The sequence below is a fragment of the Macrococcus sp. 19Msa1099 genome (genome assembly GCA_019357535.2).
Taxonomy (GTDB): Bacteria; Bacillota; Bacilli; order Staphylococcales; family Staphylococcaceae; genus Macrococcoides; species Macrococcoides psychrotolerans.
Genome location: CP079955.1, coordinates 1,037,185 through 1,061,522 on the forward strand (window position 1 = coordinate 1,037,185; position 24,338 = coordinate 1,061,522).

A 24,338-nucleotide genomic window follows, 5' to 3' on the forward strand; every position below is an offset into this window, starting at 1 on the left:
GATTAAATTATCAGTAAATTTGAAAAGGAGAATGAAAATGTATCCAGATGTTAATAGCACGATGCAAGAGATTGAGCGTTTAGTAAATATTCCAGGTCCGTCAGGTTTTGCGTTTAAAGCAATTGCCTATGTGACTGAAACGTTAGAAGCGGTTGGTTACAATGTACAGCAGACTAATAAAGGTGGGGTATTAGTTACTGTACCTGGAAAAGATGATACACGTCATAAATATTTAACAGCGCATGTTGATACGTTAGGTGCGATGGTTAAAGAGATTCTACCGAGCGGCCGCTTACGTTTATCAATGGTGGGTGGTTTCAGGTGGAATGCTGTTGAAGGGGAGTACTGTGAAATCCATGCGAATGATAAAGTGTATACAGGAACGATCTGTCTCCATGAGACAAGTGTCCATGTTTATCGTAACGCAGGTGATATCAAACGTGATGAGGATCATATGGAAGTGCGTATTGATGAAATCGTGAAGTCTCAGGAAGATACTGAACAGTTAGGTATCAGTGTCGGAGATTTTATTACGTTTAATCCAAGATGCGAGATTACTGAATCCGGATTTATAAAATCGCGTCATCTAGACGATAAGGCAAGCGCTGCGATGCTGATTCAGTTGTTACGTCATTTAAAAGCTGAAAATATTGAACTGCCGCATACGACACATTTCTATTTCTCAAATAATGAAGAGATCGGTTATGGTGGTAACTCTAATGTTCCGGAACAAGTTGTAGAATATATCGCTGTTGATATGGGGGCGTTAGGTGATGGGCAGGCATCTGATGAATATACGGTATCCATCTGTGCAAAAGATAGCTCAGGCCCATATCACTATCAATTGAAACAACATTTAGTAAATCTTTGCAAATACAATAATATTGATTACAAAGTAGATATTTATCCATATTACGGTAGTGATGCAAGTGCTGCAATGAGTGCTGGTCACGATGTTAAACATGGTCTATTTGGAGCGGGTATTGAATCTAGCCATGCGATGGAACGTACACACAAAGATTCGCTACTGAACACAGAAAAACTTATCTATCATTATGTTATGAGTCCTGTACTTTAAGTTAAATGTTTTTATTCACTCCCTTTCTTCGTTATAATGTATTTATAACAAAGAAAGGGAGTGTTTATTATGGCGAAGAAAGTTCTAATGGTTTTAACGAATCACGACACTTTGAACGATGGCACACCAACAGGTCTTTGGCTCGGTGAGGCTGCAGAGCCTTACAAAGTATTCCAACGCAATAATATTGAAGTAGATTTCGCTTCGATTCAAGGTGGTGCTGTACCACTTGATCCCAATTCTACTCAGAACGACGAAACGAAGAAATTCCAGGACGTCGTACAAAAACTAGGGAAAACATTGAAATTAAGAGATATCGTATTTGAAAACTATGACGGCATATTCATACCAGGAGGCCATGGTACAATGTACGATCTACCAGGAGATCCTGATTTACAGAATATATTGGCGTTCTATAAAGATGATAATCGCGTTATCGGTTCAGTTTGTCATGGTCCAAGCGCATTTATAGGGGCTAAACTAAAAGATGGCAGTTCATTGATCGATGGCGTCAAACTAACTGGATTCACAAATGAAGAGGAACAACAGATGAACTTGGACAACAACGTTCCGTTCGCTTTACAAACTGAACTCGAAACAAACGGCGCAGGTTTTGTGAAAGGTAAGGCATTTGAATCAAATGTCGTAACGGATGGTAAGTTTGTAACTGGACAGAACCCTCAGTCCAGTACAGATGTTGCAGAAGCATTTGTAAAAGCACTATAATAAAAACCGCACTCTTGTGCGGTTTTTATTATATAAAGACAAGCTTGAAAATGATGCCGTTAATGATGCCTATAAGGAGACTTAGCATCGTCCCAAGTAAAATATATTCACTTTTTTTATCGATTTTATCAGGATTATGATGCGTACCATCATCTTTAAGATCATTAAACCGTAATATTGATTTGCTTGCTATTACAAGCCCGATTGCTGTATATTCGCCGAGTATAAAAAATAAAATAACCAGCATTCTTTCTATATAACCTATAAGTAATCCGATGTTATCGGATGTCTTCATTTCACTCGCGCTCATAAAAGTTAAAATACGTTTAACGACCGGGCCTGATAGCAGGTAGAAGAGTGTACCTATCAGCATGATGATTATTTTTAGAGCCATGTTAAACCTCCTTGTAACGACTGGATGATTGAAGGTTCAATAGTGCATTGTGCATCAGAAAATGTTAAATGTTTCTTGATTAGTCCGAGCTGCTTGTAATGCGCTTTATTCAGATGTTCTGAAATAGTGGAAACGCTCTTGTTGTTCAGCTGAGCAATTTCTTTTTGTGTATCGATATAGAGCGACTGCTGGAAGATCGCTTGCTGTAACAGCGAATGATTTTGGACAATTTCAGTAAGATAAGGGAATAAGACATCATTATAAAGCGACATGTCTGTTGCTTCAATCGTAACATAAAAATCACTGATATCTGATTTCTTAATGCGCTCCAGATTATTACGTGCTGCTTTTGTCAGCTTACTGTTCCAGTGTTCAATATGCCGTTTAGGAACCTCCTCATTGCCTGCTGCAATACCAAATTTTACTGGCTGAGATTTATAGGGCCATAACAGTTTAATATAGTACGATATCAATAGCGTCGCATGTGTACAATCACTAACAAAAAAAAGTTCATCGCCCATTCTGTAATTAATATAGCTGAAGTTAAGGGATTGCGTCCATTGTTCGATACTTTCTGTCATCCCTTCGAGAGCTTTACTGATGTCATCTGTATTATTCAGCTGTGTACTATTTGAAACGTCCATAATAAATATAGAAAGCATAATACCCCTCCAAAATTCGGTTATATAACCGAATTTTTAAAATTCCGGCTATATAACCGAATTTTATCATGAGCAACGTAAAATCACAAAGATAGTGCATTAAAGATTGAAGTAATAGCCTTAAAAGGAGCCGAACTATAATTATAAATGATTTTTACGGTATGAATATGTTAATATGATGCTTGAGATGATAAAAGAAGGAGAAAACAAATGAAATTTACAACACTTACACGTGAAGCATTCAGTGCTTTCACAGACCAGCATCCAAGTCATTTTACACAGATGGCTGTAAACTATGATCTGAAGATCTCAGAAGGTATAGAGACACATCTGCTCGGTGTGAAAGATGAGAATAATGAAATCATAGCAGCAGGTCTATTTACATCAGTTCCTATAATGAAAATCTTCAAATATTTCTATTCAAACCGTGGTCCTGTCATGGATTATCACAATAGAGAACTCGTCACGTTCTTCTTTAATGAACTTAAGAAGTATATGAAACAGCATAAAGCGTTAAATTTAAGAATAGACCCTTACGTACCATACCAGTTACGTAATCACGATGGGGACATCATCGAAACATATAAGACAGATGATATTTTTGAAATATTGAAATCCCTTGGTTTCAAGCATGATGGGTTTACAACTGGATTTCACCCGATACACCAAATCAGATGGCATTCAGTCCTGGACCTAAAAGGTAAAACTAAGGAACAGCTCATAAAGGATATGGATAGTCTTAGGAAGCGTAATACTAAGAAGGTCATTAAAAATGGTATTAAAGTAAGATATCTGGAAAAAGACGAGCTCCATATTTTCCGTTCATTTATGCAGGATACAAGTGATAAGAAGGATTTCGAAGATCGTGGAGATGAATATTATATCTCAAGATTAGAAAAATTTGGAGATCGTGTGAAGATGCCGCTTGCCTATATTGACTTTAATACTTATATTCCCGAGCTAGAAGCAGAGCTTACAGAAATAGAACGTGCAATAGACAAAGCCAAAGCTGATATCGAGAGTAAACCAGAAAATAAAAAGGCACAAAATAAGTTAGCGGATAACGAAAGACAAAAACAAGCACTTTTAGAGAAACTGAAAGAAGCACAGCAACTGAAAGAAAATCATGGTGACACATTACCGATTGCTGCTGCGTTTTACTTTATAAATCCACATGAAGTAGTTTATTATGCCGGAGGGTCTTCGAATGAATTCAGACATTTCTCTGGAAGTTATGCAATTCAGTGGCACATGATCAACTATGCTATAGATCATGGCATCGACAAATATAATTTCTATGGCATTAGCGGTATCTTCAATGAGGATGCACCTGACGCGGGTGTTATTAAATTTAAAAAAGGTTATAATGCCGATGTCGTTGAGTATATCGGTGATTTTGAACTCCCTGTCAATAAAGGTGTTTATAATATATACAAACGAATCAAGAAATAAGTATTACTGGAGGCAGTATCTATGAAGTTTACAGAATTAACCGTTGAGGAATATGACCAATATATGTGGAAAACTGAGGCGATGAGTCATTATTTTCAAATGAAGGAGAATATAGAAAATCGTGAACAAAAAGGTTATCCCGTTGTATTGCTTGGTGTAAAAGAAGGAGAACGCGTCATCGCTGCAAGTCTCTTCTCGAAGATTCCGATGCTTGGAGGTTATCAGTACTATTCTAATAGGGGACCTGTGATGGACTTCCATGATTCGAAACTGGTTGACTTCTTCTTCAGAGGTCTTGACCATTACTTGAGACGTCATCAGGCAGTATTCGTAAAGATTGATCCTTATTGGATATACAAACGTTATGACAAGGATGTCAATGAAAAGGATGATGCTGCGAACGATGAGATTATTCATCAGCTCAAACAGCTTGGCTATCAGCATAAAGGATTCAAAAGAGGATACTCACCAGATGAACAAGTACGCTGGATGAGCGTCATGTATTTGCATGGAGAGACCCCGCAATCTCTGATGAAACAATTTGATTCCCAAAGAAAGCGCAATATCAAGAAAGCACAAAAATATGGTGTAAAAGTACGAATGCTGCATAAGGATGAACTGAATCTATTTCTTGATCTCTATCGAGAAACTGAAGAGAGAACCGGATTTATATCAAGACCGGATGACTATATGCAAGGATTCAATGATACATATGGAGAAAATATACTACTACCATTAGCGTATATAGACTTAGATGAATATATGCAGCAACTTTCCGAAGAACTTACACAAGCAGAAACTTCACGAGATCAGATGATGGCAAATGAAAATAAGAGCGAAAAGCAACTGACGAAAATTGCGCAGAAAGATCGTGATATCGATCACATAAAACAAGAGCTGCTTGAAATAAGCGAATTGCGAAAAACAGATGGGCAAATACTAGATCTGGCAGCGGGCATGTTCTTCCAGAATCATTATGAAGTGAATTATTACTCAGGGGGTTCAAGCACAAAATATAACAAGTTCATGGGTCCATATGCAATGCATTGGTATATGATCAATTATTGTCTGGACCATGGCTATGACCGTTATAATTTTTATGGTGTGTCCGGAGATTTCACTGAAGACAGCGAAGATTATGGTGTATATCGTTTTAAACGTGGGTTTAACGCACAGATTGAGGAGCTCGTCGGTGACTTTATAAAACCAATCAATAAAACTAGATACAATGCATATCAGCTATTAACAAATGCGCGTACTAAAGCTGCACAAATAAAACAACGTATAAAAAAGTAATCACTTTAAGTGATTACTTTTTTATATATTTTAGTTTACATAATATATATTATCAGAAGTTATAGATTAGAAACAAACCAGAACCTACTCGTTCTGGTTTAATGCTCTTTTTCATGACGTTTTATAGATTCCATCTCTGATCGATTCTGTATATCATCATAACGTTTCTGTTCATCTAATGCTTGTTGTTTCATGCGTTTTGCTTTTCTATGATCGCGTGTCACATACCAGAAAATGATGCTTAAAATTAATGCAATCACAGACAGAAATACAGCATATCCTAACAAGGGCTGATATTTGATGGCATAAAAATTAGGTAAAATAAACGCAGCAATCGCTAAAGCTAAAAACGTTAGAACCGGCGCGAAAATAAATCTTCCCATCAACAATCCAAATAGTATTGAAATAACAACCATTCCTACAATTGAAATCAATAAAAAGTTTGGGATTTCATAAAAACTAATATCTCCTACTATAAACATCCAGTCACTCCTTTATCATTTATTTAATACTTTTAGTATTATATCCAATTTGTCGCTAAATATAACATAAAATCATAAATAAACGAACTTTCTAAATTATTAGAATAGTAGTACAATGAGAGTGTTAATTTAAAAATGAAAGGAAGATGATTTATGGGATTACCATCAAGAAGCGAAGTTAATGTGTCAGAAACATGGGACTTATCTCCCCTATTTAAAGATGATGCTTCGTTTTATCAAGCGTTAGAACAAGCAGTAGAAAATGCACGTGAATTCAACAAGAAATATAAAGGTAATTTAAACAACGCAGACATAATCCATGAAGCGTTAGATACATATGCAGAGCTTAATATCGCATTAGATACTTTAGGAAATTATGCAAACTTGCAGTTCAGTACAGATCAGACAAATCCTGATGCCGGAAAACTATATAGCAAATTTTCTTCAAGTTACGGTAAGATTGCAAGCGAGCTTACATTTTTAAATTCGGAACTTATAGCAAAAGAAGAATCAGAGCTTATAACTTTGAAAGATACCCTGCCATATAGTCGTTTCTTTGAAAAATTAATTAAAGCGAAACCATATGAATTACATCCAGAGGTTGAAAAGGCTTTAGCATCGTTCTCTCCAGTGTTTAATGCTCCTTATAATTTATATGATACGACTAAAATGCAGGATATCGATTTCGGTACATTTGAAGCACACGGTAAGACGATACCGATGAGTTATGTTTCGTTCGAAGGTGAACTAGAAGTTGATAATGATACAGAAGTTAGACGCAACGCCTTTAAAGCTTTCTCTGATACTTTGAGAAGGTACGAACACACTACAGCAAAGACTTATGATACACAAGTGCAGCAGGAAAAGATTGAATCTGAATTAAGAGGATATGATTCAGTCATTGACTTCCTGTTACATGATCAGGAAGTGTCACGTGATCTATACAATCGCCAAATTGATTTAATAACGAAAGAACTTGCTCCACATATGCGTCGTTATGCAAAACTGATACAAAAAGCAAATAAACTTGAAACAATGAAATTTGAAGACTTAAAAATTTCATTGGATGAGTCATCTGAACCAGATATTACAGTAGAAGAATCACATGATTACATTAAGAAAGCACTTTCTGTAATGGGCGAAGAATATATGCAGCTCGTGAACGATTCTTATGACAAACGCTATATTGATTTTGTACAGAATAAAGGGAAATCTACTGGTGCTTTTTGTGCAAGTCCATATGCTACGAATCCGTTTATCTTAATTTCATGGACGTCTAAAATGACTGAAGTATTTGTGTTAGCACATGAATTAGGACATGCTGGTCATTTTAACTATGCGAATAATAACCAGAATATATTTGATGCTAACTGCTCGCTGTATTTTGTAGAAGCACCAAGTACGATGAATGAAATGCTTATGGCAAATTACTTATTAAAAGAATCGGATGATCCTAAGTTTAAACGCTGGGTGATTGCATCGATTATCTCTAGAACGTACTATCACAATTTTGTGACACACTTGTTAGAAGCGGCATATCAACGTGAAGTCTATAATTGCGTAGATGCAGGTGAATCGCTTACTGCCCCACTTCTTAATGAAATAAAGCGTAACGTCATTTCAGATTTCTGGGGAGATGCTGTGGAAATTACTGAAGGTGCGGAACTGACATGGATGCGTCAACCTCACTATTATATGGGGTTATATCCGTATACGTATTCTGCAGGACTAACGATTGCGACACTTATGTCTAAACGAATATTAGAAGAAGGACAACCTGCTGTAGAAGCTTGGACTGAAGTATTAAAGGCTGGTGGCTCTAAAGCTCCTGTAGAACTTGCCAAAATGGTCAATATTGATTTAACTACGGATGCCCCACTTAAAGAAACGATTGCTTATATCGGAAGTCTCGTTGATGAACTTGAAAAGCTAACAGAAGAAATTGAGAATTAATAAAGGACTGATGTGTAATGTCTAAACAAAAAGTAGTTGTCATTACTGGTGATCAGAGTGGTATCGGTAAATGTATTAAAGAAAGTTTTGAAAAAATTGGCGCAATTGTATGTGGTATCGATATACAGGAAGGAAGTTTTTATCACGGTGATATCGCTGATGAGAAGGTACTGGAAGCATTTGTGTCGAAAGTAATAACACACTACCAAAAAGTAGATATTATTATTAATAACGCATTACCAGCTATGAAAGGTATTGATGATTGTACATATGAAGAATTTCAACATGCGCTTTCAGTCGGTGTAACTGCCCCATTCTATCTTGTGAAGTTATTGAAACCTCATCTAAGTGAAGGTGCGTCAATTGTAAATATCAGCTCTACTCGTGCAGCGATGAGTCAAGCTCAGACTGAAAGTTACAGCGCAGCAAAAGGCGGTATTCATGCGCTTACCCATGCACTGGCAGTGAGTTTAAGCGGCATTGCGCGTGTAAATGCTATCAGTCCGGGGTGGATTGACACTACAAATACAATCTATAAAGGTGCAAATGCGTACCAGCACCCTGCAGGTCGTGTTGGTAAACCTGAAGATATTGCGGAAATGGCCAAATTTCTATGTTCAGAAGAAGCAGCATTTATAACAGGCGAAAACATTACGATTGACGGTGGTATGAGTAAATTAATGATTTATCACAATGACCAGGGATGGTCATTACAATAAAAATAAAAAAACGGCTGAATCAGCCGTTTTTTTATTGATTTAATTTAATTTTATCGGGTTCAATAGTAATGCGCTTATTCTTGTATAATCTGCCGATTGCGCGTTTAAAGCTACCTTTGCTCATATTAAATACTTCTTTAATCGCTTCAGGATCTGATTTATCAGAAAACGGAAGCTCCCCGCCATACTCATTCAGCATCGTTAAGATCATTTCAGAATCATCATCCATACGTTCATGCGCAAGTGGTAAAAATGAGCCATTTAATATCCCATCTTCTTTATGACCAATGATACGTACTTCTACAGCTTCACCAAGACGTGGTTCACTACGTCGTTCTGATTCATGTACGAAGATTTTATACCCTTCTTTTGATAGTAAAAATGTGCCGACACGTAAGAGTCGATAAGGATGTGCTGTAATCGTTGTATGAAGTAATGTTTCAGGCGCCGCTGTATACATCGTATCTACAATCGTTTCACTTGCAAGACGACCATATAACTGATCATTTCGGTCAACGCGTAAACATGCAAATACTTCATCTCCTGCCTCAGGCCACACTTCTTTTAATTTGGGAAGATCTTCCCAAGGGATGATGATCTCACGCGGTATACCGATATCTACGGTTACACCATCGCGGTCTTTTTTGATAACCTTTACCCAATCATAACGATCTGTTGAGATATCAGGTATATTTTGTGTTGCAAATAGATCACCAGTACGACCTGGGTAAACGAAAAATGAATAATCTTCGCCGATTTCTAGCTCATCACCCTCTAATACTTCAGATGCATTGAGCTTTACTTCTTCGCTGTTTGGTCCTAATAAATAATAAGTAGATCCTTCTAAACGGTCTACACGAAGGAAGTCGATACTTCCTGATAATTGTTTTTGTTCCATATGTCTCTCCTTTAAGGCTCTGCCTTTATCAATTACTTATTATAACACATAATTAAAATATAGTCTGTTAATGTATAAATGTACCGGAAAGCATGCTATTATTGAATATGGAATGCAAATTTGTTATCCAAATATGGTATAATTTACGCGAAATAATTATAAAGGAGATCATACATGTTACAAGTATCTAATGTAAGTTTACGTTTCGGCGATAGAAAGTTATTCGAGGATGTAAACATTAAATTTACTCCAGGCAACTGTTATGGTTTAATCGGTGCAAATGGTGCCGGAAAATCAACTTTTTTAAAAATCCTATCTGGTGAAATTGATTCACAGACAGGCCACGTTTCATTAGGAAAAGATGAGCGTTTATCTGTTTTAAAACAGGATCACTTTGCTTATGAAGAGGAACGCGTATTAGACGTCGTACTTCGTGGGAACGAAAGATTATGGACTGTAATGAAGGAAAAAGATGAAATCTACATGAAACCTGACTTTTCGGATGAAGATGGTATGCGCGCAGCTGAACTTGAAGGCGAATTTGGTGAAATGGGAGGCTGGACTGCAGAAAGTGATGCACAAGTATTACTCTCTGGACTCGGTATTAAAGACGATCTGCACGAAAAGAAAATGTCAGAGCTTGAAAACAATCAGAAGATCAAAGTGCTCTTAGCACAGGCACTATTTGGTGAACCTGATGTATTATTACTGGATGAGCCGACGAACGGGCTTGATATCCCTGCCATCAGCTGGTTAGAAGAATTTTTAATCAACTTTGAGAACACTGTGATCGTAGTATCCCATGACCGTCACTTCTTGAACAACGTATGTACGCATATTGCTGATCTTGACTACGGTAAGATTAAGATCTATGTTGGTAACTATGACTTCTGGTATCAGTCGAGTGAACTTGCACAGCAAATGTTACAGGATTCAAACAAGAAGAAAGAAGAAAAAATTAAAGAACTTCAAGATTTCGTTGCACGTTTCTCAGCAAACGCATCAAAATCTAAGCAAGCAACGAGCCGTAAGAAGATGCTTGAAAAAATTGAACTTGACGACATCCAGCCATCAAGTCGTAAGTACCCATTCGTTAACTTTAAACCTGAACGCGAAATCGGTAATGAGCTGCTTCAAGTGCAAGGATTATCAAAATCAATTGATGGCGTTAAGGTCTTAGATAACATTTCATTCACAATGAATCCAAACGATAAAGCTGTGCTTGTCGGTGATTCAGAGATTGCTAAGACAACATTACTAAAAATCTTGGCCGGAGAAATGGATCCTGATGAAGGTACTTATAAATGGGGTGTCACTACAAGTCAGACGTATTTACCAAAAGATAACTCTGAATACTTTGATGGCAAAAACATTGACCTTGTAGAATGGTTACGTCAGTATGCTCCACCAGAAGAACAAACTGAAACATTCTTACGTGGTTTCCTAGGACGTATGCTTTTCTCAGGTGAAGAAGTTCGCAAGAAAGCAACCGTATTATCAGGGGGAGAGAAAGTACGTTGTATGTTAAGTAAGATGATGTTGTCTAGTGCAAACGTATTATTATTAGATGAACCAACAAACCACCTCGACTTAGAAAGTATCACTGCAGTAAATGATGGCCTTAAAGCATTTAAAGGCTCAATCATCTTTACTTCACATGACTTTGAATTCATCAATACTATCGCTAACCGTGTCATCGACTTAAATGTAACTGGTGGTCTATCAAAAGAGATCACTTATGAAGAATACTTAAAGGAACAAGGCGTATTAAAATAATTTTCTAAAAATACTTTACAATTCAGAATACTTTTTGTATGATTATATTCATAACTTAATAAAGAAACAGATGAGGCGCATCAATCATGAGTACATAACTACCCTACTGCAATAAGTTATGGAAAGGGTGCGATGCCGAAACGCTATATTATGTTGCAGCATACATAGTGTTGGATTCACAGGTTAAGAGCTAGGAATCTGTCATTATATTACTATAATGGAGTGCATCGCTTGTATATAAACGTTAACAAGCCCGGAGCATATCCGGGCTTGTTTTTTTGTTGCAGATGCCATAGGGGGATTTTAATTGCATAATCAAATAACTCAATCAAACATTCGTATATTAAAGTTTGGAGGTACATCAGTTAGTGATTTCGATAAGATTAGCACAGTCGCTAATTACTTAAAGGAACGCACAGAAAATAATGAAAAACTAGTTGTCGTCGTTTCTGCAATGGGAAAAACTACAGATGACCTTATGAGAAATGTCAGTTCAATCTCTAGTACACCGAAAGAAAGTGCATTAGCGATGCTGCTTACTACTGGAGAACAGCAGACCATCTCTTACTTATCGATTATATTGCATGATCTACACGTTGCATCTATTGCGATGACCGGTAGTCAGGCGGGCATTCGCACGAAAGGACATTATCTTAAAAGTAAGATTACTGAAATTAATGATCAGAAGCTCATTGAAAATTTCAAATCACATGATGTTATCATTATCGCAGGGTTTCAAGGTATAAATGAACAGGATGAAATTACTACGCTCGGCCGTGGTGGTAGTGATACTACGGCGGTAGCACTAGCAGCAGCGTTAAGTGCTCCTTGTGAAATTTATACAGACGTTACAGGTGTCTTTGGAACAGACCCACGTATCTATCCTGAGACAAGACATATAGATGAATTAAGCTTTGAAGAGATGATGGAACTCTCCTCTCTCGGATCTGGAGTACTTGAGACAAGAAGTGTTGAAATTGCTAGAAACTATAATATTCCGATTTATCTCGGAAAAACTTTATCGAATGAGAGAGGAACCTGGATTATGCCAAAAGACCAAATACTCGAGAAAAAAGCAGTGACTGGTGTCGCCTTAGATAACGATATGGAGTATGTGACACTAAGCTACCCGATGAATGATACGAAATTATTAAATCAATTATTTGATGAATTAGAACAAGAAGAAGTCAATATCGATATGATATCTCAAATCGTAAACTTAGATGGCCTTCAAATTTCATTCACAATGAAAGACACAGATAAGTTACAGATTGAACGTATTTTTAATAGATTAAGTACAAACTACCCGGCTATCAGCCATCAGTCGCGTTCAACGTATGCAAAGCTTTCTGTTATCGGTTCAGGTATGAGAGATATGAGCGGCGTTGCATCAAAGGTATTTAAATCATTGATTCATAATGAAATCCCCTTCTATCAGGTAACAACAAGTGAAATATCAATTTCATATGTTATAGATAAAGAAAACGGTGAACATGCAGTACAGTCATTATGTAAAGTATTTAATATATAAAATTAAGGAGAGTCAATTATGTATAAAATTGCAGTTGTAGGTGCTACAGGTTTAGTCGGACAAAAAATGCTTGAAGTTTTAGAAAGAAAGCAGATTCCATTTAATGAACTCGTATTATATTCCTCACCGCGTTCAGCCGGTAAATCTATGGAATATCAAGGCAAGACTTATACAGTAAGAGCTTTGACTGAAGAAGAAGCAGACCAGAAATTTGATTTTGTGCTTATGAGTGCAGGCGGTGCTACAAGTGAACGTTTTTCACCTATCTTTGAATCAGCAGGCAGCATCGTAATAGATAATTCAAGTGCTTTTAGAATGCATGAGGATATCGACCTCATTGTTCCTGAAGTCAATTCACCTAAACTTAAACGTAAAATTATCGCTAATCCGAACTGTTCTACGATTCAGTCTGTCGTACCTCTTAAACCACTGCAAGATAAATATGGTATTAGACGCGTCGCCTACACAACTTATCAAGCAGTGTCAGGAAGCGGTGTCGCAGGCATCAATGATCTTAAAAATGGCGCACAAGGGATTGCACCGACAAACTATCCCCACCCTATCTATAACAATGCTTTACCTCATATCGATGTATTCTTAGACAGTGGATACACAAAAGAAGAACAGAAGATGATTGATGAGACGAAGAAGATTCTTGGATTACAAGATGTAAAGGTGACAGCAACTTGTGTCAGAATTCCAGTCCAGGATAGCCATTCAGTTGCAATCAATGTCACACTTGATAAAGTAGCTACAGTTGAAGAGATAAAACAGCTCTTCGAAAATGACGATTCAGTCGTGCTTATAGATAATCCACAGGACAATGAATACCCGATGGCGATTACAGCGACAGGAACTGATCATGTTTATGTAGGACGAATCAGAAGAGATGACTCATTAGAGAATTCCTTCCATATCTGGTGTACTGCCGATAACCTTCTAAAAGGCGCAGCACTGAATGCGGTTCAAATTCTAGGACAGATTCATACGCATCAATTAAATCGATAAGGAGTGAAATTATGAACGTACACTTTAAAGGAACAGGTGTTGCAGTAACTACTCCATTTAATGGACAAACGATAGATTACAGATTATTCGAAGAACATTTAAATTTTCTTATCAATAATAATGTTGAAGCATTAATAATTAATGGGACAACGGGTGAAGGTTCTACATTAACAGAAGATGAAAAACTTAAAACTATTGAAATAGCAGTACGCGTTGCACATGGCAGAGTTCCTGTAATTGCTGGTACCGGTACAAATAATACGCAGGCATCAATAGATCATTCATTAAAGGTCAAAACTTTAGGAGTTGATGGTATCATGCTGATTACGCCTTACTATAATAAAACAAGTCAGCGTGGCCTCATTGCCCATTTCACCGCAATTGCAGATGCTGTAGAATTGCCAGTATTACTCTATAATGTACCCTCCAGAACCAATATGACGATAGAACCAGAAACTGTCGCAACCTTAGCGGCACACCCTTATATATACGGTATAAAAGACGCAACAGGTGATATGAACTATATGAAAGCATTAAAATCTGCGGTCTCTGATGACTTCGCATTGTATAGTGGTAATGATGATAGTGTCCTGCCATTTTATGAAGCGGGTGGCGACGGCGTAATTTCAGTTATTGCAAATGTGATACCAGCAGAGTTCAGTGATGTTTACCGAATATATCAGGTTGATCGCAATCAAGCTGAGCATCAGTTCAATAATGTGCTGCCCCTCATAGATGCATTATCTGTAGACGTCAATCCTATACCGATCAAAGCACTGGTCACTTATATCGGTTATGCGAATGGTGAATTACGATTGCCTTTAGTTCCGATGTTAGAACAAGATACAAAACAGCTGATTGAAGTATATAATCGTATTGCTAAAGGAAGTGATCTTTCATGAAGATTATTTTAAATGGTTACGGAGCTATGAATCAACGTGTGGCACATCTAGCTGAGAATAGAGGACATGAAATAGCAGGTATAATATTAAGCAAAAAAAGGTCAGCACCCTACCCTGTCTATACATCAGACAAATTAGAAACACTTCCAGAAGCTGATGTTATCATAGACTTTTCTAATCCAGCCTTATCTATTCCATTATTAAAAAGTGATGTCGATACTCCTATCGTTATGGCTACAACGGGAGAAAAAGAATCAATTATCGAGCTGCTAGAATTAAAAAGTGTGCACTCTCCTGTATTTTTCAGTGCAAATATGAGTTACGGTGTCCATGTACTCACGGAACTCGTTAAATATGCAGTACCGTTGTTAACGAATATGGATATCGAACTGATTGAACGTCATCATAATAAAAAGGTTGATGCGCCAAGCGGGACACTCGTTAAACTTTTAGATGCAATTACTTCAGAACGTTCATTAAACCCCGTTTATGATCGCACAGACGTTCATACCCCACGTAATAAGGATGATATTGGTATCAGTGTTGTACGTGGGGGTACAATTGTCGGCGAACACGAAATATTATTTGCAGGACATGACGAAACAATTCAGATTACCCATCAGGCATTAAGTAAAGATATATTCGCCAATGGAAGTATCGATGTTGCAGAGAAATTAATTCAGAAAGAAAAAGGCTATTACACATTTGAAAATTTATAATAAAGGAGCATAATAATGCAGGAATTTACAGCACAGGAAATTATACAATACATTAGTAACTCAGAAAAAAAGACACCAATTAAAGTTTATCTAAATGGAAACTTTTCAGATGTAACTTTTCCGGAGACTATGAAAGTATTTGGATGCGAGACATCAAAAACAATTTTCACTGAACTGTCAGAGTGGGAAAAGTTCTACGAAAATAATAAAACACTTGTGATTGATGTTGAAATTGAATATGACAGAAGAAACTCAGCAATTCCATTGATTGATCAGACAAAAGTTAACGCTAGAATTGAACCAGGAGCTTTCATTCGTGAACATGCAGTCATTCATGATAATGCAGTTATCATGATGGGTGCAACGATTAATATCGGTGCTGTCGTGGGAGAAGGAACAATGATTGATATGAATGCCACGCTTGGTGGTCGTGCAACAACTGGTAAGAATGTTCATGTTGGTGCAGGTGCAGTACTTGCTGGCGTAATTGAACCTCCAAGTGCACAACCAGTGATCATAGAAGACGATGTACTTATCGGAGCAAATGCCGTTGTACTAGAAGGTGTACGTATCGGCAAAGGTGCAGTTGTAGCAGCTGGAGCGATTGTTACTGAAGATGTCCCTGCTGGTAGTGTAGTAGCTGGGACACCTGCTAGAGTAATTAAGCAAGCTCATGAAGTAGAAGGCAGTAAGATTGAGATTGTACAGGCATTAAGACAGTTAAAGAAATAGCAGAAGGCTAATTGTGCTTGTCACAATTAGCTTTAAATTTTATGAGGTGAAACAATGGAATTAGATTATATTACACATATTAGACGCACATTGCATATGTATCCAGAATTAGGATTTGAAGAATACAAAACAACAGAATTAATCAAATCAGAACTTAATAAAATGGGAATCGCTTATGATTCTCCCCTAGGTACTGGTTGTGTTGCTTATATTAAAGGTACAGGAACATCTTCAATTGCTTTTAGAGCAGATATTGATGCTCTGCCGATTCATGAAGAAAATGATGTGCCCTACCGTTCTCTACGTGATGGAGTAATGCATGCTTGTGGACACGATGGTCATACGACAATGCTACTCGCATTAATACGACGCATTAAACAAAGCCATGATATTACACCGTTAAATTCAACTGTTTACTTTATATTTCAGCCATCTGAAGAGTCAGGTGCTGGCGCTCATCATCTACTGAATGCATATCAATTTGAAATTCAGCCTTCATATATATTCGGATTACATATGCAGCCCGATAACGATGAAGGTACATTATTAAGCAGACCTGGTGCATTAACTGCCAGCGCAACTGAATATCGTTTCTTTATTAATGGCACATCGAGTCATGTTGCCAACAAAGAACAAGGACATTCGACTGCTGAAGCCTTGACGATGATACTCAATCAACTCTCTCAAATCCAGCATTATCATCTTCCAGGCTTAAAGTCGAATATCATCCATATCGGTAAATTGCATGCAGGTGAAGCAATCAATACAGTGCCTAGCAATGGTTACTTAGAAGGTACAATCAGAACATACGATATGGACAATCTAGCAGTTATTAAACAACAGATGGATCATATTGCAACCTCTGCTCAGTTAATTACCGGTTGTACAATAGAGGTTAAATTTGCGGAAGGGTATCCTCCAACGATAAATAACGAGTTAGCATATGCATTCATGAGCGAAGCTTTGATTGATAGTAAAATCAATAGAATAGAAAAAGAAGAACCTTATTTATTTGGAGAGGATTTCTCTTTCTACGGAAAAATCATACCCAGCACCTTCGCATTTTTAGGGTGCAGAAACGAAGATAAACATTTTGTTACAGGGCTTCATACGTCGACGTTCAACTTTGATGAATCCGCATTGATATATGGGATTGACGTTCTGGAAGCAATTTTTAACAGATTTGAGGGATCAAAATGACTGCGCGATGGACTGTAGATCGTACTAAGTTTGTGGAAAATGTGAAATCCGTGAAGAGCAATACTCCTGTAATGGCCGTCGTAAAGAACAATGCCTATCATTATGGACTGGAATTTGCAATAGATGCATTTCTACAAGCTGGTATTACAACTTTTAGTACAACGAATTTAAATGAAGCAATTCTCATAAGAAAAATAGCACCCGAAGCTACTATATTTTTGATGAATCCTGTTACTCAATTCAACGACTTAAGACAATATGATATTCAAATGACGTTACCTTCTCTAGCATTCTATCATAAGTATCAGACTGAATTAGATGGGATATCAGTACATCTCGAATATGAAAATCTTCTCCATCGCTCTGGATTTAAAACATTTGAAGAAATGAAAGCTGTAATTGATGACAATAATCAGTTACCTGTTCACTTACAGATGAATATTAACGGGATATGGACACATTTCGGTTATGCCGATGAATTTGATGTTACGGAATACGAAAATGAAAAAGAAGCCTGGTTAAAAGGATTGAAATGGATTTCTGAGTATCATGCTTTTGAAATGATCCATAGTCAAAATAGCGCTAGCTTTATGAGAGATAGCCTATTTGATGATCATACACATGTCAGAATTGGCATTATTCTTTATGGAAGCAGACCCTATGCATCATTAGACGAATCTGTTACCCACCAATCATTGACTGTTAGTGCAAATGTAATTCAAGTAAGAAATATATCAAAGGGAGAATCTGCAGGATACAGCTTCGCCTTTACAGCAGAGAAAGAAACGAAGCTTGCTGTAGTAGATATCGGTTATGGTGATGGCATATTGAGGACGAGAAGTAAGCATGACTGCATCATCAAGGGTAAACGTCATCCTATCCGCGCTTTGATGATGAGTCATATGTTTGTAGAAGTAGATGATACAGTGCAAGCTGGAGATGAAGTAATATTATATAGTAACGAGATTAGAATCGATGCGTTCACTTTTAAAGGTGTCGGAGCAAATTCTGAACAGCTCAGTGCACTGAACCATCATTCATTAAAAAAGGAGTATATCAATGACATTAACGTATATCAATAATCAACTTACAATCAACGGACATAATATTCGACAAATTACTGAAGAATATGGTACCCCACTATTTATCTACGATGAGGATGAAATACGTAATCAATGCAGAAGATTTCATAGTGCATTAAAAGCATCTGGATTAAACTACACAATCTCTTATGCTTCTAAGGCATTTACATCTGTTCAGTTATTTAATTTAATGAATGAAGAGCATATGGGACTTGATGTCGTTAGTGAAGGAGAACTATTTACAGCACTACATTCTAAAATTTCACCTTCACAGATCCATTTTCATGGAAACAATAAAACAGATCGAGAAATTAAATACGCGATTGAGTCAGGGGTTGAATATTTTGTTATCGATAGCCTTGATGAAATCGAACGCATCAATGATATTGCGCGTTCATTAGAACAAACTGTAAAAGCAGTACTACGCATTAATCCTGGCGTTGAAGCTCATACGCATGAATTTATTCAGACTGGCCAGGAAGATAGTAAATTTGGTTTAAGTATCAGACATGGACTAGCAATAAAAGGCGTAAGACAAATTGAAGCCGCACCTCATATCGAATTCAAAGGCGTTCATTTCCACATTGGATCACAAATATTTGAGTCTACGGGCACAATCAAGACGATTGAACTTGTCATAAACTGGCTGACACAACACAAAATTGAAATTGATATATTAAATATTGGTGGTGGTTTCAGCATCAAATATACTTCAGAAGATATCAGCTACCCTATCGAAGAAGGTATTAAGAGGATAACTGAAACACTAATAAATGAATGTAAGAAACATTCCTATCCTGTACCAGAAATATCATTAGAACCGGGGCGCTCAATCGTTGGTGAAGCTGGTATTACAGTCTATGAGGTTGGTACTGTCAAAGATATTCCTGATACAAACTGTTATGTATCAATAGATGGTGGGATGAGCGATCACATACGGACAGCATTATATAATGCGAAATACGAACTACTACTTGTAGATCGTAATGAAATACACGATAAAGAAGTAACCGTCGCTGGTAAATTATGCGAATCTGGCGACATTATTATGCGCAATATAATGCTCCCCTCATCAATTAAACGTGGTGATTTGCTAGTGGTTAAAGCGACAGGTGCATATCATTATAGTATGAGTTCTAATTATAACCAGATGTTAAAGCCAGCAGTAATATTTGTCACGAAAGATAACGTACGACAAGTAATAAAAAGACAATCTTTAGAACATCTGACTGCAAACGAAGTTCTTTAATCCCCTATTTATTTTTGGGGATTTTTAAATATAAATAAAAGTTTACATAACATTATTATAATATTTTATAGTTAAAAAATATTAACCCCCCAACTAATGTTGGGGGTTAATATTAACGTTCATATATAATTTATTGCATTAAAATTATAATTTGACAACGTTAGCAGCTTGTGGTCCACGGTCGCCTTCAACAACTTCGAATTCCACTGCTTGTCCTTCTTCTAATGATTTGTACCCTTCTTGATTGATCGCTGAGAAATGTACGAATACATCATTTTCTCCTTCGATCTCGATGAATCCAAATCCTTTTTCTGCGTTAAACCATTTTACTGTACCTTGTTTCATAATAAGAAACCTCCACACTATATAATTCAATATGTGATTATTCACATATTACAAAATAAACATGTGCAGTGTATTTCTTATACATCTTCTTACATTTACTTTGTAATATGGAATAATCCTATTGGTTATATAATATTATAAGATACACAACTTAGATATGCAATACAATAAACTGTATATTTTAACTTTTTACAATCTTTAATCTATTGTAACATTAAAGCTTCATCGTGACGACCTGCTTATCTTTAAAGACGATCAGACTATGAAAGATTTGAATATCATCATCACAGTCTTCACAGTAAATCAGTTCACAGTTATTATAGAATGCATGAATATTATGCTTTCCGATAAGCTCGTTTTTAAATTTTTTTCTTAGCTTATTGAGTTGCTCACTATAATATGTCTCTGTGTCTTTTAACGTACTAAATCTATTAAGTTCTGTCACACAATCCCATAAATCTTCAAAAAGCCACCATCCTTCATATTCTGCTCGAATAGTAACGACTTCATACATGGCATTCACCTCTCCATCACATTATGAATGTCATCATAAAAAAGTTCAAGTAAATGCTATTACCAATGCGATTTATTAGGAGTTTTTTGCATTCTTACTTATAATAATAAATAAGAGGTGACATTAATGAAAACATTGCATATTAAAGTTTTCGGTAAAGTCCAGGGCGTTGGATTTCGATATTTTACCGAAAGACTAGCGCTACAATATCACATTACTGGCACTGTTCAAAATGTAGATGAGCATGTAGAAATCTATGCGACTGGCGATGAAAATTTGTCACAATTTGAACAGGCTGTAATACGCGGTGCATCTCCTATGTCTAAGGTGGAGTCATATACATCAGAAGAAATATCGCCTCAGCAATTCAATAGATTTACAACGCTTAAATAAATGACAAGGATTGATTATATGAAATATAATACCTCCTATATATTAGGTGCAATTTTAGCTATACCCGTTGCGATTATAACTGGTATAATCTCCATGAACATATTTCAATTTGAAATGTGGCTTGATACTTTAATAATGTTTGGATCTTATATCATGACGTTTTTACCTGTACAGCAAAAAGCAGCACATACTTATCTTAAAGAAATTGGCCTATCAAAAAATGATTATAAATACGTTAGGAAACAGTTAAAAATTGCAGAACCAAAAATCAAACACCTATTAGTTCAATACAAGAAAGTCCGCTCATTAAGTGAACTTAAAAATGTTAATGAGATAAATAAACTGGCACGCGTGATTTTTAAGAATGTTCAGAAGTCTCCATCAAAGTTTTTTAATGTGGATAGCTTTTTCTTCTCACATCTCGACAATACGGTCAATTTATTAAATGAATATCTTTATTTGTCAAGAATGCCTCATAAAACAAAAGAGGATCAGCAACTGTTAAATCATGCCAGACTGACGTTAGATGAACTAAAGCGTACATTACAAGCCGATTTACGTGCACTCAACAAAGAGAGTTATGAAACAATGAGAGTTGAAATTAATCTGGCAGATAACTATACAACTAAACAATTATTTAATGACAAACAATCACAGATTGAGCATAAAGAGAAAGCTCCACTTCAATTTAAAAATGCAGTTCACTATGAAGAAGAGAGGAAATAACCATGAGCAATAAAAATTTAACAGACGAACTCGTAAGCAACCCTTTCGAAATTCAGAAAGAAATAATTCCTGAACAACAAAATAATATTACAACGACTTTTGATAACAGTGAGATGTCTATTGAAAAACGTGAACAAATCAATCAGATAAAAAATCAGATTGTACCATTAGATAATGAAAAGCTCTTACTTTATGGCGCAGGTGCACAGCAAAAATTATCTCAGTTCTCACACCAAATATTAGATGAGGTTCAAGGAAAAGATATTGGTTCTATCGGCAATAATCTAGATCAGCTTATGAAGAAGCTTAAAGAAGTTGATCCAGATGAAATACAGAATATCGATAAGAGTAAGGTGAAACGATTATTTAAACGTGTATCAAAATCTGTAAATGAACTTATTTCAAGATATCAATCTGTCGCAAGTCAGATTGATAGAATTTCAGTGGAACTTGATAATTCAAAGAATGTATTAATGCGTGATATCAATATGCTGGATCAGCTATACGATCAGAATAAGGAATATTTTGAAGCGATTGACATGTTCATTATCGCAGCAGAAGAAAAGAGAGATGAAATTAATAATCAACTTCTACCTGAACTTGAGCAAAAAGCGCTGCACACAAATGATCAGATGATTGTTCAGGAAGTTAATGATATGCGACATTATGTCAACAGACTCGATAAAAGAATCTATGACCTTAAACTATCCAGACAAATTACACTGCAGTCTGCGCCTCAAATTCGTATGATACAAGATGTTAACCAAACTTTAGCCGAAAAGATTCAAAGTTCAATTCTCACAAGTATTCCGTTATGGAAGAATCAGATGGCTATTGCAATGAGTCTGCTTCATCAGCAAAAGGCTTCTAAAGCGCAGCAGCAAGTTACAAATACGACGAATGAACTCCTACTCAAAAATTCAGAGATGTTAAAGATGAATACAATTCGTACTGCTGAAGAAAACGAACGTGGCATCGTTGAATTAGAAACTTTAAAGATAACACAGCAAAATATAGTAGATACTATACGTGAAACGATGCATATACAGGCGGAAGGAAAGGAAAAACGACGCAATGCAGAAATAGAGCTCAGCAAGATGGAACAGGATTTAAAAACACAGCTTCTACAACTTCAACAAGAACAAAACCAGAGATATTAATCTCTGGTTTTGTTATGAATATACAATTTTTTCTTTATCCTTACCAATTAAAAGACCAATCACATAACCTACAATTGCAAATAATAACCATTCCATCGATTCCCCTTTAAGCGGTAAGTGATCCATAAATGGTGCAATCTGAAACTGGCTTTGTAGTACGGATAAGATTGCAATAATTGTCACGATAAAGATTGGAATCTGCATTGCAAGCTGCGGTGTCGGAATAAACTTAGCTAAGAGCATTGTTAGTAAAAGTGTCATCGCAATTGGATATAGTACCAATAAGACAGGAACACTCATCGCGATTACTGAACTCAAACCTTGATTTGCTAAAACTAAGCTAAACAAGGTAAACACAACTGCATACATTTTATAAGATATTTTTGGAAATATTTCATGAAAATATTCTGATACAGCTACAACTAAACCAGTAGCTGTCGTTAAACATGCAAGTGAAACGATAGCACCAATCAATAGTTTCCCGAAAGTGCCATATGTTGCGTTAGCTACATGTGTTAATAAATAAGTTCCTAAATCTAGCTCGTTATTCGAAATATTTGATAGTTCATCTTGTGTTAAATGATAACGACTGCCTATCCAGCCCAATGAAACATAGATACATCCTAATGCAATCGCAGCTATAATTCCTGAAAAAGCAGTCTGTTTAAATAAACCTGTCTCCTTCGTGATACCTTTCCCTTTAATCGCAGAAATAACGATTACACTGAACGCAATTGCAGCGATAGCATCCATGGTATTATACCCATTTGTAAATCCAGTGAAGAAACTACGCGTATTACCAGTATAGATATTACTATCAGCTGTTACTGGAGATTCATCAGATAATAGCATAAACCCTTTAATAACTAATGCAATAATTGAAACGAGCAGCAATGGTGTTAATATGGAGCCAATTCTATCCACCATCTTGGACGGATTGATTGATAACCATAAAGTAATTCCAAAGAAAATTAAAGTGAAAATAAATAAAGACATTGCGGATGGTTTATCTAAGAATGGCACAACTGCCATCTCGTAAGAAGTAGCACCTGTACGAGGAATCGCAAAAAGCGGTCCAATCGTCAAGTAAATTGCAACTAAAAAGATGACACCGAACGTAGGATTAATCTTCTTTAATGCACCTTTATACCCATCCTCATCTAATGACCCTACAATGATGCCTAATAAAGGTAATCCCACGCCAGTTATCACAAAACCAAAGATTGCTGGCCAGAAGAACTGTCCGCTAGAAAAACCTAAATTCGGAGGGAAAATTAAGTTTCCTGCACCAAAAAATATTGCAAATAGCATAAAACCCACGATCCAAGTGTTCTTATTCAT

25 protein-coding genes and 1 riboswitch are annotated in these 24,338 nt (G+C 36.4%); of the genes, 18 read left to right on the plus strand and 7 right to left on the minus strand.

Features of this window, described 5'->3' with window-relative positions:
* Window positions 1–37 precede the first annotated feature (37 nt).
* On the plus strand, window positions 38–1,078 hold the full coding sequence (locus KYI10_05250; protein ID QYA33840.1) for a M42 family metallopeptidase: 1,041 nt from the start codon (window positions 38–40) through the stop codon (window positions 1,076–1,078).
* Window positions 1,079–1,147: 69 nt separating this feature from the next.
* Window positions 1,148–1,804: a type 1 glutamine amidotransferase domain-containing protein gene (locus KYI10_05255; protein QYA33841.1), complete on the plus strand. Its 657-nt coding sequence runs from the start codon at window positions 1,148–1,150 to the stop codon at window positions 1,802–1,804.
* Between the two features lie 28 nt (window positions 1,805–1,832).
* Here the strand turns inward: KYI10_05255 and KYI10_05260 are convergent, their stop codons facing one another.
* Both KYI10_05260 and KYI10_05265 read right to left on the minus strand, forming a co-directional pair.
* Window positions 1,833–2,198 (minus strand): hypothetical protein, encoded by a 366-nt coding sequence (locus tag KYI10_05260; protein ID QYA33842.1) that lies wholly within the window; start codon window positions 2,196–2,198, stop codon window positions 1,833–1,835.
* Window positions 2,189–2,860: a hypothetical protein gene (locus KYI10_05265; GenBank protein QYA33843.1), complete on the minus strand. Its 672-nt coding sequence runs from the start codon at window positions 2,858–2,860 to the stop codon at window positions 2,189–2,191. Before KYI10_05265 ends, KYI10_05260 begins: the two co-directional genes overlap by 10 nt.
* Window positions 2,861–3,070: 210 nt before the next feature.
* On the opposite strand from KYI10_05265, the gene KYI10_05270 reads away from it, so the two are divergent.
* Window positions 3,071–4,312, plus strand: a complete 1,242-nt coding sequence (locus tag KYI10_05270) for an aminoacyltransferase (GenBank protein QYA33844.1) — start codon at window positions 3,071–3,073, stop codon at window positions 4,310–4,312.
* A 21-nt stretch (window positions 4,313–4,333) separates the two neighbouring features.
* A complete protein-coding gene (locus tag KYI10_05275) occupies window positions 4,334–5,608 on the plus strand; it encodes an aminoacyltransferase (GenBank protein ID QYA33845.1) in 1,275 nt (424 codons plus the stop codon).
* Window positions 5,609–5,706: 98 nt separating this feature from the next.
* Here the strand turns inward: KYI10_05275 and KYI10_05280 are convergent, their stop codons facing one another.
* A complete protein-coding gene (locus tag KYI10_05280; GenBank protein QYA33846.1) occupies window positions 5,707–6,090 on the minus strand; it encodes a hypothetical protein in 384 nt (127 codons plus the stop codon).
* Between the two features lie 153 nt (window positions 6,091–6,243).
* Here KYI10_05280 and pepF point away from each other — a divergent pair, with 153 nt between their 5' ends.
* Both pepF and KYI10_05290 read left to right on the plus strand, forming a co-directional pair.
* Entirely contained in the window at window positions 6,244–8,043 is a 1,800-nt protein-coding gene (gene pepF, locus KYI10_05285; GenBank protein ID QYA33847.1) for an oligoendopeptidase F, read from the plus strand.
* A gap of 17 nt (window positions 8,044–8,060) precedes the next feature.
* Window positions 8,061–8,762, plus strand: a complete 702-nt coding sequence (locus KYI10_05290; GenBank protein QYA33848.1) for an SDR family oxidoreductase — start codon at window positions 8,061–8,063, stop codon at window positions 8,760–8,762.
* A 31-nt stretch (window positions 8,763–8,793) separates the two neighbouring features.
* On the opposite strand, the gene KYI10_05295 is transcribed toward KYI10_05290, so the two are convergent.
* Window positions 8,794–9,660 carry a S1-like domain-containing RNA-binding protein gene (locus tag KYI10_05295; protein QYA33849.1) on the minus strand — a complete coding sequence of 289 codons (867 nt, stop codon included), beginning with the start codon at window positions 9,658–9,660 and terminating at the stop codon, window positions 8,794–8,796.
* 174 nt (window positions 9,661–9,834) lie between these two features.
* Between KYI10_05295 and KYI10_05300 the strand changes: the two genes are divergently transcribed.
* The 9 genes from KYI10_05300 to lysA all read left to right on the plus strand — a co-directional run bounded on the left by KYI10_05300 (window position 9,835) and on the right by lysA (window position 19,859).
* Window positions 9,835–11,436, plus strand: coding sequence for an ATP-binding cassette domain-containing protein (locus KYI10_05300; GenBank protein QYA33850.1), 1,602 nt, complete (start codon window positions 9,835–9,837; stop codon window positions 11,434–11,436).
* A 62-nt stretch (window positions 11,437–11,498) separates the two neighbouring features.
* A riboswitch (Lysine riboswitch) is annotated at window positions 11,499–11,672 on the plus strand.
* Window positions 11,673–11,743: 71 nt separating this feature from the next.
* Window positions 11,744–12,967, plus strand: a complete 1,224-nt coding sequence (locus tag KYI10_05305; protein QYA33851.1) for an aspartate kinase — start codon at window positions 11,744–11,746, stop codon at window positions 12,965–12,967.
* Between the two features lie 18 nt (window positions 12,968–12,985).
* Window positions 12,986–13,975, plus strand: coding sequence for an aspartate-semialdehyde dehydrogenase (locus KYI10_05310; protein ID QYA33852.1), 990 nt, complete (start codon window positions 12,986–12,988; stop codon window positions 13,973–13,975).
* An 11-nt stretch (window positions 13,976–13,986) separates the two neighbouring features.
* Window positions 13,987–14,877, plus strand: a complete 891-nt coding sequence (gene dapA / locus KYI10_05315; GenBank protein ID QYA31819.1) for a 4-hydroxy-tetrahydrodipicolinate synthase — start codon at window positions 13,987–13,989, stop codon at window positions 14,875–14,877.
* Window positions 14,874–15,596, plus strand: a complete 723-nt coding sequence (gene dapB / locus KYI10_05320; GenBank protein QYA31820.1) for a 4-hydroxy-tetrahydrodipicolinate reductase — start codon at window positions 14,874–14,876, stop codon at window positions 15,594–15,596. The genes dapA and dapB overlap by 4 nt, the downstream gene beginning before the upstream one ends.
* A 12-nt stretch (window positions 15,597–15,608) precedes the next feature.
* The gene (dapD, locus tag KYI10_05325; protein QYA33916.1) at window positions 15,609–16,328 is read left to right on the plus strand and encodes a 2,3,4,5-tetrahydropyridine-2,6-dicarboxylate N-acetyltransferase; all 720 of its coding nucleotides are present in this window, start codon (window positions 15,609–15,611) and stop codon (window positions 16,326–16,328) included.
* A 54-nt stretch (window positions 16,329–16,382) separates the two neighbouring features.
* Window positions 16,383–17,528, plus strand: coding sequence for a M20 family metallopeptidase (locus KYI10_05330; protein QYA31821.1), 1,146 nt, complete (start codon window positions 16,383–16,385; stop codon window positions 17,526–17,528).
* Window positions 17,525–18,610: an alanine racemase gene (alr, locus tag KYI10_05335; GenBank protein QYA31822.1), complete on the plus strand. Its 1,086-nt coding sequence runs from the start codon at window positions 17,525–17,527 to the stop codon at window positions 18,608–18,610. The genes KYI10_05330 and alr overlap by 4 nt, the downstream gene beginning before the upstream one ends.
* Complete coding sequence (gene lysA, locus KYI10_05340; protein QYA31823.1) at window positions 18,588–19,859, plus strand: diaminopimelate decarboxylase; 1,272 nt, start codon at window positions 18,588–18,590, stop codon at window positions 19,857–19,859. The genes alr and lysA overlap by 23 nt, the downstream gene beginning before the upstream one ends.
* Window positions 19,860–20,003: 144 nt before the next feature.
* On the opposite strand, the gene cspA is transcribed toward lysA, so the two are convergent.
* Window positions 20,004–20,204 carry a cold shock protein CspA gene (cspA, locus tag KYI10_05345; protein QYA31824.1) on the minus strand — a complete coding sequence of 67 codons (201 nt, stop codon included), beginning with the start codon at window positions 20,202–20,204 and terminating at the stop codon, window positions 20,004–20,006.
* Window positions 20,205–20,418: 214 nt separating this feature from the next.
* Complete coding sequence (locus KYI10_05350) at window positions 20,419–20,718, minus strand: DUF1033 family protein (GenBank protein QYA31825.1); 300 nt, start codon at window positions 20,716–20,718, stop codon at window positions 20,419–20,421.
* Between the two features lie 126 nt (window positions 20,719–20,844).
* Between KYI10_05350 and KYI10_05355 the strand changes: the two genes are divergently transcribed.
* Genes KYI10_05355 through KYI10_05365 form a run of 3 tightly spaced genes read left to right on the plus strand, consistent with a single transcriptional unit; the run spans window position 20,845 to window position 22,997 of the window.
* The gene (locus KYI10_05355; protein QYA31826.1) at window positions 20,845–21,111 is read left to right on the plus strand and encodes an acylphosphatase; all 267 of its coding nucleotides are present in this window, start codon (window positions 20,845–20,847) and stop codon (window positions 21,109–21,111) included.
* 18 nt (window positions 21,112–21,129) lie between these two features.
* A complete protein-coding gene (locus KYI10_05360; protein QYA31827.1) occupies window positions 21,130–21,837 on the plus strand; it encodes a 5-bromo-4-chloroindolyl phosphate hydrolysis family protein in 708 nt (235 codons plus the stop codon).
* Between the two features lie 2 nt (window positions 21,838–21,839).
* Window positions 21,840–22,997: a toxic anion resistance protein gene (locus tag KYI10_05365; protein ID QYA31828.1), complete on the plus strand. Its 1,158-nt coding sequence runs from the start codon at window positions 21,840–21,842 to the stop codon at window positions 22,995–22,997.
* Window positions 22,998–23,009: 12 nt separating this feature from the next.
* Here the strand turns inward: KYI10_05365 and brnQ are convergent, their stop codons facing one another.
* A complete protein-coding gene (gene brnQ / locus KYI10_05370; protein ID QYA31829.1) occupies window positions 23,010–24,338 on the minus strand; it encodes a branched-chain amino acid transport system II carrier protein in 1,329 nt (442 codons plus the stop codon).